The sequence below is a fragment of the Streptosporangium roseum DSM 43021 genome (assembly GCF_000024865.1).
In the GTDB taxonomy this organism is placed as follows: domain Bacteria; phylum Actinomycetota; class Actinomycetes; order Streptosporangiales; family Streptosporangiaceae; genus Streptosporangium; species Streptosporangium roseum.
The window spans coordinates 9,910,688-9,927,790 of sequence record NC_013595.1; the positions used below are offsets into that span (position 1 = coordinate 9,910,688).

The window sequence follows — 17,103 nt, forward strand, 5'->3', positions numbered from 1 at the left end:
CGCCCCTGCGGCCTCGGCGGGGACCGGCCGCCAGGCGGCGGCCGGGCGCCACCCCACCGCCACACGCCGGGCGCTACGTCTCGTCGCGCAGGGAGGCGAGGAGTTCGAGGGTCCGCTCCTGCTCCCGCTCACCGCCGAGCGGGCTCACCAGCAGTTCCGTCGCCCCGGCTTCGGCGTACTGCCGGAACGCCCGCGCCACGACGGCCTCGTCCCCCGCGATGACCGTCTCGTGCACGCCGGACTTGCCTTGACGGTCCAGGAGCGCCCGGTAACTGGGGAACCGGCCGGCGAACCCGACCTGCTCGTCCACCTGCCGCCTGACACCGTCCGGATCGGCGGTGACGCTTGCCAGGACGGTCGCCACGATCCGGGGAGCGGGCCGCCCCGCCTCCGAGGCGGCGCGGGTGATCCCCGGTCCGATGTGGTCGGCGATGGTCTCCGGGCCCGCCCACACGGTCACCGTCCCGTCGGCGAGCTCGCCGGCGACGCGCAGCATGACCGGTCCGAGCGCGGAGATCAGCACCGAGGGCGGTTCCGCGCCGGGCACGTCGACCTGCCCCGCCGCGCTGAGGGTCTGCCCGCGGTATTCGACGTGCTCGCCGCGGAGCAGCGGCCGCAGCGCCGACAGGTACTCCCGGACGTGCCGGGCGGGCCGGTCGTAGGAGTGGCCGAACTGCCCCTCGATGATCTGCTGGTGGCTCGGCCCGATGCCGAGGGTGAGCCGGTTGCCGGTCGCCGCCTGCGCCGTGAGCGCCTGCCCGGCCAGCGCGAGCGGGTGCCTGGGGTAGGTCTGCACCACCGCGGTCCCCAGGTCGACGCCGGGCACGTGCTGCGCGCTGAGCGCCAGCACGGTGAGCACGTCCCAGGAGGTGAGCTGGCTGAAGAAGGCGCTGTCGAGCCCGGCCTCCGCCGCGGCGCGCACCTGCCCGATCATCGCGTCCAGGCTCAGCCCGACGCCGCTGATGTACAGACCTGTCCTCACGGTCCCTCCAAAGTGAAGCGGATCTTCCGGTTCCGTTGGCTCACGCTACACTAATCTGAACCTGTGATTCCGTTTGATCGGGATCCGATGGAGAGGGGTCTCCGTGCGGGCCGACGCGCGACGCAACCGCGAGCTCATCGTCACGACCGCGCTCGACCTGTTCACCGAGTCCGGGGCGGGCGTGTCGATGGAGGAGATCGCCCGCGCGGCCGGACTCGGCGTCGGCACGCTCTACCGCCACTTCCCCGACCGGCAGGCGCTACTGGAGGCCATCGCCCTCGACGCACTGGGCCGGCTCCAGACGTTCACCCGGGCCGCCGTCGCGGAGGACACTCCGCGGTGGCAGGTCCTCCGCCGGATCGTGGAGCAGTGCGTCGAGCTGCCCCTGGCACTGATCAAGACGCTGCTGGCCGCCACGCCGGCGAACCCCGAGCTGCGGGAGATGGAGCACGACGTCAACGCCCGGCTCGAACACCTCCTGGGACAGGCCCAGCAGGAGGGGACGCTGCGCCCGGACATCCCGCCGCGCGAGATCGTCGAGCTGCTCAACGTGGCCGTCTGCCGCCCGGGGGCACGCGTCGACGACCATCTGACCACCGTGATACTCGACGGCCTCAAGCGCTGACCCGCCGAGGCTGAGAGGGCGGAACACACGGAGGGGTTGACGCGGCCCACAGTTATTCTCATACTGAGATTGTCTCTACTTGAGAAAAACTTGTGAAGGACGACCCCAGGAGACCCCCATGGGAAGCGGAATCTGGTCCACCGACGTCTACACCGCCGCCGCGGGCTACCGCGCCGCCAAGGGCACCAGCGCCTTCGCCTACAGCGACAGCGGCGCGCGCGCCGTGCACGACGATCTCAACCCGTACGGCGTGGCGGCCCGGGAGAGCCGTGACTCCGACGAGCACCCCGAGACCGTGGCCGTCGCCGTCCTGTTCGACGTGACCGGCTCGATGGGCGGGGTGCCCCGCACGCTCCAGAGCAAGCTTCCCGACCTGCTCGGCCTGCTGCTCCGCAAGGGCTACGCGGCCGACCCGCAGATCCTCTTCGGCGCGATCGGCGACGCCACCTGCGACCGGGCCCCGCTGCAGATCGGCCAGTTCGAGTCCGACAACCGGATGGACGAGGACCTCGGCAGGATCCTGCTGGAGGGCGGAGGCGGCGGCCAGCGGACCGAGTCGTACGAGCTGGCGATGTACTTCATGGCCCGGCACACCTCGCTCGACTGCTTCGAGAAGCGCGGACGCCGGGGCTATCTGTTCATCATCGGCGACGAGCTGCCCTACCCCAAGGTCAAGCGCCGCGAGGTCGGCGCGGTGATCGGCGACCGGCTCGCGCGGGACGTCACGACCGAGGAGATCGTCGCCGAGCTGACCAGGATGTACGACGTCTACTACATCCTCCCCGCCGGGACCAGCTACGCCGGCGACCGGCGGACACTGGCCGCCTGGCGTGAGCTGCTCGGCCAGAACGTGCTGGAGCTGGACGACCTGGACGCGGTCTGCGAGACGATCGCGCTGACGGTCGGCCTCGGCGAGGACGCCATCGACCTGGACCAGGGGCTGAACGATCTCGACGAGCTGGGCTCGACGGCGGGCGCCGCGGTGGGCAAGGCCCTGGCAAGGCTGGACCGGGGCGCGCTGGTGGTGGCCGAGGACCTCGGCCTCGGTGGCGACAGCGGCGTGATCCGGCTGTGAACGAGCACGTGATCGTGGCCGACCTCGGGTACGGCGACGCCGGGAAGGGCACGGTCGTGGACTGGCTCTGCGCCCAGGGGCCCGTCCAGGCGGTCGTCAGGTTCAACGGGGGCGGGCAGGCGGCCCACAACGTCGTCCTTCCCGACGGGCGGCACCACACGTTCGCCCAGTTCGGGTCGGGGACGCTCCGGGGGGTGCCGACCCACCTGTCCCGCTTCATGGTCGTGGACCCGCTCGCCCTGGCCTCGGAGGCCGCGCACCTGAGCGAGCTGGGCGTGCCCGACCCGTTCGGGCTGCTCACCGTGGATCGGGACGCCCTGCTCGCCACGCCGTACCACGTGGCGGCGGGCCGGGCACGGGAGCTGGCGCGCGGGGACGACCGGCACGGGTCGTGCGGGATGGGCATCGGCGAGACCATGGCCTACGCCCTGGACCATCCGGGTCTCGGGCCGACCGCCGGCGACTGCGAGAACCCGGCACTGCTCGCGCGCAAGCTGCACGCGCTCCGCGAGGCGCTGAGGGTGACCGGGCCTCCGGTGGAGGACTGCGTCGCGGCCTACCGGGCGTTCGCCGAGCGGGTGATCCTCGTGGACTCCACGTTCACGGCCGCCCTGCTGCGCAGGCGTCCGGTGGTCTTCGAGGGGGCGCAGGGCGTGCTGCTCGACGAGTGGCACGGCTTCCACCCCTACACGACCTGGAGCACGACGACCTTCGCCAACGCGCTGGCCCTGCTCGACGGGGTGCCCGCCGTACGGCTGGGCGTGCTGCGCACCTACACCCCCCGACACGGGCCCGGCCCGCTGGTCACCGAGGACCCGACGCTGGAGATCGACGAGGCCCACAACGCGACGGGGCCATGGCAGGGGCCCTTCCGGGCCGGCCACTTCGACGCGGTGGCCCACCGTTACGCGCTGGCGGTCGCGGGCGGGGCCGACGCGCTCGCGCTCACCCACCTGGACGCGCCGGTGTCGCGGATGTGCGTCTCCTACGACATCGGCGAGCTCGCGGCGGGGACGGCGGGTGACCTCGGCGCGCAGGCCGAACTGACCCGGCGGGTGCTGAGGGCGCGCCCCCGCTACACCGACGGCATCGGCGCCGGCGACTGGCCGGCGGCCGTCGCCGACGCCCTGGGGGTCCCGGTCTGGCTGGGCTCGGCCGGACCCACCGCCGCAGACAAGACGCGCCTGAGTAGTGTGATCGCCCCCGAAAGGGTATGACCACCCACGTACGTTCCCTTTACCTGACCATTACTCGCGTCCGGAGGACTTGATGGGTGTCGGGGTAAGCATCTTCTTTCTCACGCTCGGCGCCATCCTCCGCTTCGCCATCGAGCCCGACGTCCTGGGCGAGAATGTGCACATCGACGTCATCGGCCTGATCTTCATGATCGTCGGCGCCGTCGGGATCGTGTTGAGCGTCGTACTGGCCCCCAAGCGCGGGCAGACGTCGGAGGATCGCCTGATGCACCGCGAGAACAACCCTCCGGACATCTAGAAGGCGTACTGCACGGCCGCCCGGGAGGCCAGGATCGGCTTGATGTGCTCGGCGATCACGGCCTGGTGCGCCGGGTGGTCACGGTAGACCAGGTAGTCGTCGAGGCTGTCGAAGTCCGCGACGACCGCGAACTCGTGGTTGCCCGGGTTCACGCCCGCGTCGGCGCCGACGGCGTAGGCGCGCATCTCCGTGATGATCTCCGGCAACTTGCCGAGCTCGGTCGCGACCGCGGCCTTCTGCTCGTCGGTGGCCCCTTCGGCCCAGGTGAAAAGCACGACATGCCGGAACATGATCTTCCCTTCGTTCGAGTTCCCAGCCAGCGTACGGCCACGCCCGCGGAGACCCGGCGGCGGGGACTAAATCACCTTTAGCGTGGGTAGGACTCTTTGTCCTGAAATGCGCCGATATCGTAATTTATTTCTTATTTATACAGCTCTGTGGTGCTTTGCCAAAGCATAAGTGCTTTGCGGTGTCTTGATCGCTCCCCCTCCGGCAGTCTGTGGATTGTCCAGCAATCCATGAGGACGGATCCGTCTTCGCGTGAAACCCGGAGGATCGCATGAAAACCAAAACTGCCGCCTCGTTCATCGCGAGCATGATGGGCGCGGGGCTCTTCGCCGGAGCACTCGTGGCAGGTTCCGCACAGGCCTCGGTCAAACCCGCGGTATCGACCCAGGCCTCCCAGGCCGCCACCACGGCCACGAACGTCGTCACGGGTTGCGGTTGCTGGAGACGCCGCTGCTGCCGCTGCGGCGGAGGCTGTGGCTGGGGCGGCGGCGGCCGAGGCTGGGGCTGGGGCGGCGGCGGGGGCGGACGGGGCTGGGGCGGTTGGGGCAGCGGCTGGGGTGGCGGCTGGTGGTAGGCCGGAGGCGGACAGCCCGCCGCCCGTCATAGGACCACGAGCGGCCGGGGCGAGAACACGTTTGTCATCCGGCCGGGCCGAGAAAGGCCGGGCCGGATGATACCGGGAACGTTTTCCGGCAGACCCTCATCTGGGGCGAGAACGGACGGGTCCATTCGCCTCCGCTGCGAGCCCGCTCCTTTCGGGGAGCGGGCTCACCGCGTTTTCCCGAGCCTGTTTTCCCGAGCCTTTGGGAGCGCCTCCGGCAGACCCGGTCCGCCGGAGGGCGGTTCCAGCCGAAAGCCGTTTTCAACGGAGAACCCGCCGGACGGAGGACCCGTCCGGCGGAGAGCCGGGCCAGCGGAGCACCCGTCCGACGGGGAACCATGTCCGACGAAACACCCGTCCGACAGAGAACCACGTCCGACGAAACACCCATCCGACAGAGAACCACGTCCGGCGAAGGACCCGTCCGGCGGAGGGCGCCTTTCCCTGCCTGCGCCCGTCGGGTGCGGGCCCTCAGACCGGGCGAGGGGCCGCGCTGCGGCGCCTGGAGAGCCTGACCTCCGTACGGCCCGGGCTCCGCGCGTCGCCGAGGACGATCGTGTGCGCCGTTTCGGGGATGAGGCGGAGATCGTGGGTGATGAGGATGGTCGTGCGGCCGGACATGAGCAGCCGGAGAGGCTCCATGATCCGTGCCGCGGTGAGGGAGTCGAGTCCGGTCATCGGTTCGTCGAGCACGAGCACCGGGGCGTCGCGCAGGATCGCCCGGGCGATGGCGATGCGCTGGCGCTGCCCGCCGGACAGGAGCCGGCCGCGTTGGCCGATGGGCGTGTCGTATTTCCGGGGGAGCGTGCCGATGAAGTCGTGCACGTCCGCCAGGACGGCGGCCCGGACGATGTCGTCCATGCTTGAGCCGGGACGGCCGTAGGCGATGTTGTCGCGCACGGTCCCGGAGAAGAGCAGGTTCTCCTGCTGGAGGATGGTGATGTTGTCGCGCAGCGACCGGCGCGGCAGGTCCCGGATGTCGACTCCGTCGAGAAGGATGCGCCCGGCGGTGGGGTCGTAGAACCGCAGCAGGAGTTTGGTGAGGGTGGATTTGCCCGCGCCACTGGGCCCGGTGCAGACGATCAGTTCGCCCGGCTCCGCGCGGAAGGACAGATTCCGCAGCGTGGGACTGGTCCGGTTCGGATAGGTGAAGCCGACCTCGGCGAACTCGATCCGGCCACGGCTCCGCCCGGCCATGGGAACCGCCCCGGCCCGGTCGGTGACAGCGGGCCGGGTCCGCAGGATCTCGATGACGCGGTCGGAGCCCGCCGCGGCCTCGGAGACGGTGAGCGCGATCTGCCCGAGGCTCTGCACCGCCGGATAGAGGTAGGCGAGGTAGGCGGCGAAGGCGAGCAGCCCGCCGATGGTGAGCCGGCCGGCCGCGATCTCCCACGCGCCGAAGCCGATGACGACCAGCAGGCAGATGGTCTCGATGACCTGGACGACCGGCCCGTACAGCGCGGACAGCCGGGCCTGGGACACGTTGGCCCGTAGCCAGGTGTGGCCCTCGGCGTGCAGCCGATCCGCCTCGGCCTCCTGGCGGTTGTAGGCCTGGACGAGGGACTGGTTGGCCAGGCCCTCCTCGATGACGCTGTTCATGGCTCCGTTGCTGAGCCGCTCCCGGGCGGCGACGGTCCTGAACTTCGACGCGAAAACCTTGGAGACGATCAGGAACGCCGGGACCATCGCGAACGTCACCAGCGCGAGATCCCACCGGATGTAGAAGGCCGCCCCGGCGAAGAAGACCACGCTGGCGACCGTCGTGAGGAGCCGGACCACGCCGGAGCCGACCAGTTCCTCGATGGCTTCGATGTCGTCGGTGAGCCGGGCCATCAGGTCGCCCAGCCGGCGGTTGTCGAAGAAGTCGGGGGTGAGCGTCTGGATGTGGGAGAACACCCTGTCCCGTAACCGCAGCAGGAAGCGCTCCCCGCCCAGGGCCGTGGCGTAGGAACCCACGAAGGAGGCCAGGCCCGCGATGACCACGAGGCCGAGCCAGGTGAACGCGGGTGTCCAGAACGCTCCCATGTTCTGGTCGCTGAGGACCTCGTCGGTGATGCGCCCGAACAGCCAGATCGCGCTGACCTCGCAGAGGGCCGCCACGATCGCCAGCACGACGCCGACCACGAAAAACCTGCGGACGCCGCGGGTGCAGGGCCAGAACCGCCGGAAGGCGTCCCGGATGGAGACCGCCGGCGCGATCGGGGACGGGAGGTCCCCTACCGGTCCGGCTCCGTCCGGCGAGGGGGTCGCAAAGGAGAACCGGCGGGTGACCCGCCGGTTCTCGTCTGACTTTGCTACCACCACCAGCCGCCGCCCCAGCCGCCGCCCCAGCCGCCGCCGCATCCGCAGCGACGACGACGACGGCATCCGCCCCAACCAAGCGGAGCGCGGTTAGCCGGGAAGAACTTGTCCAGTCTCATTGACTTTCCCTTCTGACCGTTCTTTCGCGGACTTGCCAATTACGACAATATCACCCATATGCGCATCAATCTCCGGGCTCGACGCGGATTTGAGATCTTTTAACCGGCCATTCCAATGTGCCTCCCGGAGAGGGTGGACCAGCTCCTTCGCACCTGTCACCGGTGGGCCACGGAACGCCCAAGCAAGGGGACGTTATTCAAAGCGCGCCCCGGAAAACCACCAGGAGAGAGTCTCCCTGATCCAATGAAAGGCCATCGCCGAACGCGCCGGACGATCGCCCCGAGCCCCCCGCGAACCTCATAAGTTCTCCATAAGGAAACCTGGAAACGGCGAGTCGGTAAATGAACGCCAAATGGGGAAGGCGCTCCGGAGCACCGGCGGAGGAGCCCTGGGCGGACGCGGGCGTCCTGGAACCACGCGAGCCCGCTCCCTCCGGGGAGCGGGCTCGCGACTTCTGCGGTTTCAGTTCCAGGCGAGCATGCGGAGCGGGTCCTCCAGCATGGCGCCGACGTCACGGAGGAAGAGCGAGCCGAGCTCCCCGTCCACGACCCGGTGGTCGAACGACAGCGCCAGCGTGCAGACCCTGCGTGGCACGATCTGCCCGTCCACCACCCACGGCATGTCCCTGACCTGCCCGAAGGCCAGGATGACCGACTCCCCGGGGTTGAGGATCGGAGTGCCCGCGTCCACCCCGAACACGCCCACATTGGTGATCGTGATCGTGCCGCCGGCCATGTCGGCGGGCTGGGTGCGGCCCGCACGGGCGGTCTCGGCGAGGGCGCCGAGGGCCCTGGCGAGGTCCGGGAGGGACATCGCGTGGGCGTCCTTGACGTTGGGGACGAGCAGGCCGCGCGGGGTGGCCGCGGCGATGCCCAGGTTCACGTAGTGCTTGACCACGATCTCCTGCGCGGCCTCGTCCCACGCCGAGTTGATCATCGGATACCGGCGCGCGGCGACGAGCACCGCCTTCGCCACCAGGAGCAACGGCGACACCTTGACCTCGGCGAAGTCGGGCAACCGTCGCAGCCGCCCGACCGCGTCCATGGTCTCGGTGACGTCCACCTGGAGGAACTCGGTGACATGCGGCGCGGTGAACGCCGAGGCCACCATGGCCTGCGCGGTCGCCCTGCGCACACCCTTGACCGGGATCCGCTCCTCACCCGCCCGTACGGCCGGCACCGCAACCGGAGCGGAGACCGCCCCGACCGCCGACTGGACGTCGTCCCGGGTGATCGAGCCCTGCGGGCCGCTCCCGGTGAGCGTGGTCAGGTCGACTCCGAGATCCTTGGCCAGCTTCCGCACGGGAGGCTTGGCCAGCGTCGCGACGCGTCCCCCGGAGGCGGGCGCGGCACCGGCGGCAGTCCCGTTCTCCCGGGCGTCCTCCCGCACGGAGGGCGCGGCGCTCTCCCCGGTGAACGGCCCGGCGGCCTCGCCGGCGGCGGGCCCGGCGTCCTCCCGCGCGGACGGCTGGACGCTCCGCGGAGCCGGCGAGCCCGCGGGCGGGGTGGGCGCCGATTTGCGGGGACGGCGTTTGGCCGCGCCCATCTTGACGCCGTAGCCCACCAGGACCGGCTGGCGCTCCTCCTTCGGGAGGGCGGGCACCATGTCCTCGGCCAGGGCCTGCCCGCGTTCGGGGGCGGGGCCGGGGGCGGCGGAGGGAGCGGGGTCCGTGCCGGTCCCGTCGTCGACCGAGATGATCGGCCTGCCGACGTCCACGGTCTCGCCCTCGTCGGCCATCAGGGCCGCCACCACGCCCTCGAACGGGCAGGGCAGCTCGACGACGGCCTTGGCGGTCTCGATCTCCACGATGATCTGGTTGACCTTGACGGGGTCGCCGGCCTTCACGTGCCAGCGGACGATCTCCGCCTCGGTCAGGCCTTCACCCACGTCGGGGAGCTTGAACTGCTTCATCGTCTCCTCCCTCTCAGAACGCGAACGCGCGGTCGACGGCGTCGAGGACCCGGTCCAGGTCGGGCAGGTAGTGGTCCTCCAGCCTGGAGGGCGGGTAGGGGGTGGACGGCCCGCCGATGCGCAGCACGGGCGCCTCCAGGTTGTAGAAGCAGGTCTCGGTGACGCGGGCGGCCACCTCGGCGCCGAAGCCGTTGTAGACCGGCGCCTCGTGCACCACGACGCAGCGCCCTGTCTTGCGGACCGACTCGGTGACCCGCGCGATGTCCAGCGGGTTGAGCGAGCGCAGGTCCACCACCTCCAGGGACCGGCCGTCCTCCTCGGCCGCCGCCGCCGCCTCCAGGCAGGTCTTGACCATCGGCCCGTACGCCAGCACGGTGAGGTCCGTGCCCGGCCGTACCACCTGGGCCTGGTCGAAGGGCGTCCAGCCGTCGGGGGCGGCGGAGGTGTCCACCTCGGCCTTCTCCCAGTAGCGCCGCTTGGGCTCGAAGAAGACCACCGGGTCGTCGCACCGGATCGCCTGCTGGATCATCGTGTAGGCGTCGGCGGGGTTGGAGCAGGCCACCACCCGCAGGCCCGCGGTGTGGGTGAAGTAGGCCTCGGGCGACTCGCTGTGGTGCTCCACGGCGCCGATTCCGCCGCCGCACGGGATCCGCACCACGACCGGCAGCCTCACCTTCCCCAGCGACCGCAGCGGCATCTTGGCGAGCTGGGTGATGATCTGGTCGGCGGCGGGGAAGACGAACCCGTCGAACTGGATCTCGCAGACCGGGCGGTACCCCCGGAGCGCGAGCCCGATCGCCGTGCCGATGATGCCCGACTCGGCCAGCGGCGTGTCGATGACCCGCTGCTCGCCGAAGTCCTTCTGCAGCCCGTCGGTGACGCGGAACACGCCACCGAGCTTGCCCACGTCCTCGCCCATGATGAGGACCTTGGGGTCGTCCTCCATGGCCTTGCGCATGCCCTCGTTGAGTGCCTTCGCCAGCGTGAGAGTGCTCATCCCTCGAACCCCTCCAGGTAGGCCGCGAACTGGGCGCGCTCCTCGTCCATCAGCCGGTGCGGCTCCGCGTAGACGTGGTCGAAGATGGCCAGCGGCTCGGGATCCGGCAGCGCGAGACAGCGTTTACGCACGTCCCGGCCCAGATCATCGGCCTCGGCGTCGATCGCGTCGAAGAACTCCTGGTCGGCGAGCTGGTTTTTGAACATGTAGGCGCGGACCCGCTCGATGGGGTCCTTGAGCTTCCACGCCTCCAGCTCCCCGGCCACCCGGTAACGGGTCGGGTCGTCGGAGGTGGTGTGCGCGCCCATCCGGTAGGTGAAGGCCTCGATCAGCATCGGCCCCTGCCCGGACCTGGCGTCGGCGAGCGCCTTGCGGGTGACGGCGAGGCAGGCGAGGACGTCGTTGCCGTCGACCCGGACGCCGGGGAAGCCGAAGCCGCTCGCCCGGCGGTACAGCGGGATGCGGGACTGCTTCTCCAGGGGCTCGGAGATGGCCCACTGGTTGTTCTGGCAGAAGAACACCACGGGCGCGTTGAACACCGACGCCCAGATGAACGACTCGTTCACGTCGCCCTGGGAGGTGGCGCCGTCCCCGAAGTAGACGATCGTGGCGGCCTCGGCGCTGTCGCGCTGGACGCCCATGGCGTAGCCGACCGCGTGCAGGGTCTGGCTGCCGATCACGATCGTGTACAGGTGGAAGTTGTGCTCGGCCGGATCCCAGCCGCCGTGGTTGACGCCGCGGAACAGGCCGAGCAGGTTCACCGGGTCGACGCCCCGGCACCATGCCACACCGTGCTCGCGGTAGGTCGGGAAGGCCATGTCCGTCTCGGCCAATGCCCGGCCCGAGCCGATCTGCGCGGCCTCCTGGCCGAGCAGGGACGCCCAGATGCCCAGCTCGCCCTGGCGCTGCAGGGCCACGGCCTCCAGATCGACGCGGCGGACCAGGACCAGGTCCCGGTAGAGGCCGCGGATCTCCTCGGGTGTCAGGTCGATGTCGTAGTCGGGATGCTCGACCCGTTCCCCTTCGGGGGTCAGCAACTGGACGAGCTCCGGGGGTGCTTCCGCACCATGAGGGGCGTCGGCTGTCACGTGCCGCTCCTGTGTGCTCGGGGCCGCCTGGATGGGTTCGCCATCACCGTGCGGCCGGTTAGCGACGCATCCGACCCGTCTGGTGGTGGTTCGTCTGCGTTTGTGGACATCGTGGCAGAGGTCACATACCTGCGCGCAAGACCTACCTCGATGTCCATACGCTCCCCGTTCCCGCTGAACCCCTCTTTACCCTCGTGTCTTTACCCTCGCACGGGGAGCGGCCGGACCCGGCGACGAACTGCCGGAGAAGCCCGTTACGCTTGAGGCGCCGGACCGTCCCCGCTGCAACCAGGAGGAACACCGTGGCGCGCGTCATCGTCGACGTCATGCTGAAGCCCGAGATTCTTGACGCTCAGGGCCAGGCGATCGCCCGCGCACTGCCGCGGCTCGGCTTCTCCGGTGTCTCAGCGGTACGGCAGGGCAAGCGGTTCGAGGTGGATCTCGAAGGTCCCGCCGACGAGGCCGCGCTTTCCGAGGTCCGCAAGATGGCCGAGACCCTGCTGGCCAACACCGTGATCGAGAACTACACGGTCACCGTGGAGTCGTAGATCGTCCTATATCGCGTGGAGAGTTTCCTTACGTCCGGGTAAATCACACTCCGGATATGCCCTAATCCCACAGCTTGACCAACAGTAAATAACATTAAGGTTATTTTGCGGTTAGCCCGGATTCTGGGGGGAAACCTTGACAGGGTGACGTCTGGCCCCGGGAGGGATCCGGTGGATATCGAGTTCTCGTTGGCTCTGCCGAGAGAGGCCATCGGCATTCCCATGGTCCGCAGAGCCCTGGGCGACTCGCTGCGTTCGCTCGGCGTCACCGAGAGCTGCGTGTCCGACATCCTGCTCGCGGTCACCGAGGCGTGCGCCAACGCCGTGCGCCACGGTGGCCCCGCCAACCGCTACGAGGTCGAGGCCGCGATCGGCTACGGCCGCTGCGACGTCCGCATCATCGACAGGGGCCACGGCCTCCTGCGCGTGCCCGAGCACTACCCCCCGGCGGACACCGAGAACGGCCGGGGCATTCTCATCATGCAGGCCGTGGTGGACGAGATCTCCTTCGACATCACCCCCGGCCGGGGCACCACCGTGCATCTGCGCAAGCATCTCGACTGGGACGAGGACGCCGCCTTCCTCCGCCGCCGGATGCTCGCCGCCGTATAGACCTCCGCACCGGCGCCGGATGCTCGCAGCCGTACAGACCTCCGCACCGCCGCCGTTGTGCGATCCTCCATGTCACGGACCGGTTCCAGGGCGGTGAGCTGTGTGATCGGACGACTCCGCGTGTGACCTCCCGGCCAGGAGCGGATAGCCTGGGCGCACCGCCGCAGACCGTCGTCCGATGTGTGAGACGTCGGCGCGGTGCTCGTTTGTGGAGGGGAACGCTGTCATGAGTGCTGCCCGCGTGGGCGTCGTCACTTTTCCCGGAACTCTTGACGATCAGGACGCGGCTCGCGCCGTGCGTCACGCAGGCGGCGAAGCCGTCCCGCTGTGGCACGCGGATCCCGATCTCAAGGGGGTGGACGCGGTCTTCCTGCCAGGCGGGTTCTCCTACGGGGACTACCTGCGGTGCGGGGCGATCTCCAGATTCGCCCCGCTGATGGAGGAGCTGATCCCCGCCGCCAGGGCCGGGCTCCCCGTCCTGGGCACCTGCAACGGCTTCCAGATCCTCTGTGAGGCCCATCTGCTGCCCGGCGCGCTGATGCGCAACGCCGGACTGCACTACATCTGCCGCGACCAGGGCATCCGGGTGGAGAACACCTCCACACCGTGGACGTCGGACTTCACCGAGGGCCAGGAGATCGTGCTGCCGGTCAAGCACGGCGAGGGCCGCTACGTCGCCGACGAGGCGACCCTGAGCGCGCTGGAGGGCAACGGCCAGATCGTCTTCCGCTACGTCGGAGGCAACCCCAACGGCTCCCTGAACGACATCGCGGGCATCCGCAACGAGGCCGGGAACATCGTCGGCCTCATGCCGCACCCCGAGCACGCGGTCGAGGACCTCACCGGCGCGCCGAGCACGGACGGCCGCGGATTCTTCTCCTCCATCCTGAAGAAGCTGGTGAACCTGTGAGCGAGCGAGCCGACACGCACGGCGGCCAGGCGCCCGACGCGCATCTGGACACCGTCAAGCGGGCCGAGGACACCCCCGGCGAGCGCCAGCCGTACGCCGAGCTGGGCATGAAGACCGACGAGTACGACCGGGTCCGCGACATCCTCGGCCGCCGGCCGACGAGTTCCGAGCTGGCCATCTACAGCGTCATGTGGAGCGAGCACTGCTCCTACAAGTCCTCCAAGGTGCACCTGCGCCAGTTCGGCACCAAGGCCCCCGAGTCCGACGCCCTGCTCGTCGGCATGGGCGAGAACGCCGGCGTCGTGGACATCGGCGACGGCTGGGCCGCCACCTTCAAGATCGAGTCGCACAACCACCCGTCCTACGTCGAGCCGCACCAGGGCGCGGCGACCGGTGTCGGGGGCATCGTCCGCGACATCATGTCGATGGGCGCGCGGCCGATCGCGGTGATGGACGCGCTCCGGTTCGGCGCGGCGGACGCCCACGACACCCGGCGGGTGCTGCCCGGCGTGGTCGAGGGCATCAGCCACTACGGCAACTGCCTGGGCCTGCCCAACGTCGGCGGCGAGGTCGTCTTCGACCCCTGCTACATCGGCAACCCGCTGGTCAACGCGCTCTGCGTGGGCCTGCTCCGCAAGGACCAGATCAAGCTGGCGACCGCCCCCGGGCCGGGCAACAAGGTCGTGCTGTTCGGCGCGCTGACCGGCCCCGACGGCATCGGCGGCGCCTCCGTCCTGGCCTCCGCCACCTTCGAGGACGAGTCGCACACCAAGCGCCCCAGCGTCCAGGTGGGCGACCCGTTCATGGAGAAGCTGCTGATCGAGTGCTGCCTGGAGCTGTACCAGGCGGACGTGGTCGTCGGCATCCAGGACCTCGGCGCGGCCGGCGTCTCCTGCGCCACGACCGAGCTCGCGGCCAAGGGCACCGGCGGCATGGACGTCCGGCTGGACCTGGTCCCGCTGCGCGACCCGTCGCTGCGCCCCGAAGAGATCCTGATGAGCGAGTCGCAGGAACGCATGATGGCCGTCGTCACGCCCGACGACATCGATGCCTTCATGGCGATCTGCACCAAGTGGGACATCCCGGCGACCGTGATCGGTGAGGTCACCGACTCCGGCCGCCTGGTGATGACCTGGTACGGCGAGACCATCGTGGACATCCCGCCGGGCACCGCGGCCGACGACGGCCCGGTCTACGAACGGCCGTTCCACGAGCCGGCCGGTCAGGCGGCGCTCAACGCCGACGACCCCGCGCGGCTGGCCCGCCCCGACGACCTCCGGGCGACGCTGCTGGAGCTCCTCGGCTCGCCGAACCTGGCCTCCAAGGAGTGGGTGACCTCCCAGTACGACCGCTACGTGCGCGGCAACACCGTGCTCGCCCAGCCCGCCGACGCCGGCGTGCTGCGGATCAGCGAGGTCATGCCGGGCGCCGAGGAGACCACCCGGGGCATCGCGCTGTCGACGGACGGCAACGGCCGCTACGCCCGGCTCGACCCGTACGCGGGCGCGCAGCTCGCGCTGGCCGAGGCCTACCGGAACGTGGCGGTGACCGGCGCCAGGCCGCTCGCGGTGACCGACTGCCTCAACTTCGGCTCCCCCGAGGACCCCGAGGTCATGTGGCAGTTCGCCGAGGCCACGCGTGGCCTCGCCGACGCCTGCAGGGCCCTGGGCGTCCCGGTGACCGGCGGGAACGTCTCCTTCTACAACCAGACGGGGTCGACCCCGATCCACCCGACCCCGGTCGTGGGCGTGCTGGGCGTGATCGACGACGTGGCCAAGCGGGTGCGCAGCGGCTTCACCGGCCCGGACGAGAAGATCATCCTGCTCGGGGACACGGAGGAGGAGTTCGGCGGCTCCGAATGGGCCCACGTGGCCCACGGCCACCTCGGCGGCCTGCCGCCCCAGGCCGACCTGGAGGCCGAGCGGGCCCTGGGACTCGTCCTGACCGAGGCCGCCTCCCGCGGCCTGCTGACCGGCTCCCACGACCTGTCCGACGGCGGCCTGGCCATCGCCCTGGCCGAGTCCTGCCTCGCCCAGGGGGTCGGCTGCACGGTCTCCCTCACGGGTGAGGACGCGTTCGTCGGCCTGTTCAGCGAGTCGTCGTCTCGCGCGCTGGTGACCGTGGCACCGGAGTCCTTCGAGGCCTTCGCCGAGCTCTGCGCCGCCCACGAGGTCCCCTGCTACGGCCTGGGCACCACCGGCGGCACGTCCCTGACGGTGGAGGGCGTCCTGGACGTCCCGGTCACCGAGCTCCGGGAGACCCACACGGCGACCCTGCCGGGCATCTTCGGCTGATCGCCTCCAGCACGGAAGGGGTACGGCTCACGCGAGCCGTACCCCTTTTTCCATGTTCCGGCTTTTTCCATGTTCCGGCGGTTTTTCCATGTTCCGGCGGATCGATCGAGCCGGGAAGGCAGGAGGCCCCTCCGGCGACCGTCCGGAGGGGCCTCGCTCACTGCACGTACGGCTCAGGCGAGGATCAGACCTTCTTCGCGCACATCACGTAGACAGTGCCCTTGGAGCCGCCGCCACCGCTGAGACTCCTGTCGTTGTCGTTGTCACCGGGGAGCTTGCTGATCTTCACGCTCCAGCTGGTCGACCCGCTGGGCATGGACGCCGTGACGATGTACCGGCTGTCACTGAGGGAGTAACCGCCGCCGGTCGCGACTTCGTTGGCCTTGCAGCTTGCCGTACCGCCGTTGTGGCCGATCTCGCCGTAGGCGGTCTGCACGCTCAGCGTGCCGCCGCCCGTGCCGGGGTCACCCTTGGGACCCTGCGGCCCGGTGTCCCCCTTCACGCCCTGGAGCCCGCGAGGGCCGGTGTCACCCTTCGCCCCGGGAGCGCCGTCCCTGCCCTTGTCACCCTCTGCGCCCTGGAGCCCGCGAGGACCGGTGTCGCCCTTCTCGCCGGGAAGACCGCGGGGACCGGTGTCGCCCTTCGCCCCGGGAGCACCGTCCTTGCCGTCCTGGCCGCGCGGCCCCTGCTCGCCCTGCTCGCCCTGCTTGCCCGGCAGGCCGTTCTGACCGTCCTTGCCCGGCAGGCCGTTCTGGCCGTCCTTGCCCGGCAGACCCTGCTTGCCCGGGAAGCCACGGTCACCCTGCGGCCCCTGCTGGCCGGCGGGGCCCTGGGCGCCGTTCCTGCCCGCGGGTCCCTGCGGGCCCTGGGTGTTCACGCCCTGCGACTGGCTACCGCCGTCGCCCCAGGTCACCCTGGTCTCGGTCGCCCTGCATGCGGCCGTCGCGTTGACGATCCGCGCGTAACGCGTCTTCTTGTTCACACACGCATGAACCTCTGTACCGGCCGACGACGCGACAGCGCTACCGCCCGCCGTGAGCAGGGTTCCAGCCAGTACTCCGACGGCCACGACACCGATCGTGCGTCCGCCCGGCAACTTGAAAGCCACTGGGCTTCCTTTCTGCGACACCAGGGTCCTGGTGTGTTCTGTGGGTCGGATGTTTCACGTTTGGAGCGTTCTAACGGTTGTCACGGCAAACATCACAGTTTGGGGACGAACGAATTCCTCCCCGCGTCGGCGAGGTGCGCGATAATCGG

16 protein-coding genes are annotated in these 17,103 nt (G+C 70.1%); 9 read left to right on the top strand and 7 right to left on the bottom strand.

Features of this window, described 5'->3' with window-relative positions:
• Positions 1-73 precede the first annotated feature (73 nt).
• Entirely contained in the window at positions 74-982 is a 909-nt protein-coding gene (locus tag SROS_RS43300; protein ID WP_012895322.1) for an LLM class F420-dependent oxidoreductase, read from the bottom strand.
• A 103-nt stretch (positions 983-1,085) separates the two neighbouring features.
• Between SROS_RS43300 and SROS_RS43305 the strand changes: the two genes are divergently transcribed.
• From SROS_RS43305 to SROS_RS43320, 4 genes are all read left to right on the top strand, one after another.
• Complete coding sequence (locus tag SROS_RS43305) at positions 1,086-1,607, top strand: TetR/AcrR family transcriptional regulator (protein ID WP_012895323.1); 522 nt, start codon at positions 1,086-1,088, stop codon at positions 1,605-1,607.
• 118 nt (positions 1,608-1,725) lie between these two features.
• Positions 1,726-2,682 (top strand): hypothetical protein, encoded by a 957-nt coding sequence (locus SROS_RS43310; protein WP_012895324.1) that lies wholly within the window; start codon positions 1,726-1,728, stop codon positions 2,680-2,682.
• A complete protein-coding gene (locus tag SROS_RS43315; RefSeq protein WP_012895325.1) occupies positions 2,679-3,899 on the top strand; it encodes an adenylosuccinate synthetase in 1,221 nt (406 codons plus the stop codon). Before SROS_RS43310 ends, SROS_RS43315 begins: the two co-directional genes overlap by 4 nt.
• Positions 3,900-3,951: 52 nt before the next feature.
• Complete coding sequence (locus tag SROS_RS43320) at positions 3,952-4,176, top strand: DUF6458 family protein (protein WP_012895326.1); 225 nt, start codon at positions 3,952-3,954, stop codon at positions 4,174-4,176.
• On the opposite strand, the gene SROS_RS43325 is transcribed toward SROS_RS43320, so the two are convergent.
• Complete coding sequence (locus SROS_RS43325; RefSeq protein WP_012895327.1) at positions 4,173-4,466, bottom strand: Dabb family protein; 294 nt, start codon at positions 4,464-4,466, stop codon at positions 4,173-4,175. The genes SROS_RS43320 and SROS_RS43325 overlap by 4 nt on opposite strands.
• Before the next feature lie 269 nt (positions 4,467-4,735).
• On the opposite strand from SROS_RS43325, the gene SROS_RS48435 reads away from it, so the two are divergent.
• Positions 4,736-5,038, top strand: a complete 303-nt coding sequence (locus SROS_RS48435; RefSeq protein ID WP_012895328.1) for a hypothetical protein — start codon at positions 4,736-4,738, stop codon at positions 5,036-5,038.
• Positions 5,039-5,536: 498 nt separating this feature from the next.
• On the opposite strand, the gene SROS_RS43335 is transcribed toward SROS_RS48435, so the two are convergent.
• From SROS_RS43335 to pdhA, 4 genes are all read right to left on the bottom strand, one after another.
• On the bottom strand, positions 5,537-7,432 hold the full coding sequence (locus SROS_RS43335; RefSeq protein ID WP_245564496.1) for an ABC transporter ATP-binding protein: 1,896 nt from the start codon (positions 7,430-7,432) through the stop codon (positions 5,537-5,539).
• Positions 7,433-7,948: 516 nt separating this feature from the next.
• Positions 7,949-9,397, bottom strand: a complete 1,449-nt coding sequence (locus SROS_RS43340; protein ID WP_012895330.1) for a dihydrolipoamide acetyltransferase family protein — start codon at positions 9,395-9,397, stop codon at positions 7,949-7,951.
• A 13-nt stretch (positions 9,398-9,410) separates the two neighbouring features.
• Positions 9,411-10,394: an alpha-ketoacid dehydrogenase subunit beta gene (locus SROS_RS43345; RefSeq protein ID WP_012895331.1), complete on the bottom strand. Its 984-nt coding sequence runs from the start codon at positions 10,392-10,394 to the stop codon at positions 9,411-9,413.
• The gene (gene pdhA / locus SROS_RS43350; protein ID WP_012895332.1) at positions 10,391-11,482 is read right to left on the bottom strand and encodes a pyruvate dehydrogenase (acetyl-transferring) E1 component subunit alpha; all 1,092 of its coding nucleotides are present in this window, start codon (positions 11,480-11,482) and stop codon (positions 10,391-10,393) included. The genes SROS_RS43345 and pdhA overlap by 4 nt, the downstream gene beginning before the upstream one ends.
• 302 nt (positions 11,483-11,784) lie before the next feature.
• On the opposite strand from pdhA, the gene purS reads away from it, so the two are divergent.
• The 4 genes from purS (at position 11,785) to purL (ending at position 15,846) form a co-directional block, all read left to right on the top strand.
• Complete coding sequence (purS, locus tag SROS_RS43355; RefSeq protein ID WP_012895333.1) at positions 11,785-12,030, top strand: phosphoribosylformylglycinamidine synthase subunit PurS; 246 nt, start codon at positions 11,785-11,787, stop codon at positions 12,028-12,030.
• 189 nt (positions 12,031-12,219) lie between these two features.
• Positions 12,220-12,642, top strand: a complete 423-nt coding sequence (locus SROS_RS43360) for an ATP-binding protein (protein WP_245564498.1) — start codon at positions 12,220-12,222, stop codon at positions 12,640-12,642.
• Between the two features lie 226 nt (positions 12,643-12,868).
• Complete coding sequence (purQ, locus tag SROS_RS43365; protein ID WP_012895335.1) at positions 12,869-13,552, top strand: phosphoribosylformylglycinamidine synthase subunit PurQ; 684 nt, start codon at positions 12,869-12,871, stop codon at positions 13,550-13,552.
• Positions 13,549-15,846 carry a phosphoribosylformylglycinamidine synthase subunit PurL gene (gene purL, locus SROS_RS43370; RefSeq protein WP_012895336.1) on the top strand — a complete coding sequence of 766 codons (2,298 nt, stop codon included), beginning with the start codon at positions 13,549-13,551 and terminating at the stop codon, positions 15,844-15,846. The genes purQ and purL overlap by 4 nt, the downstream gene beginning before the upstream one ends.
• A gap of 184 nt (positions 15,847-16,030) precedes the next feature.
• Here purL and SROS_RS46740 read toward each other — a convergent pair whose 3' ends face one another.
• Positions 16,031-16,828, bottom strand: coding sequence for a collagen-like domain-containing protein (locus SROS_RS46740; RefSeq protein WP_052317160.1), 798 nt, complete (start codon positions 16,826-16,828; stop codon positions 16,031-16,033).
• Between the last annotated feature and the right edge of the window lie 275 nt (positions 16,829-17,103).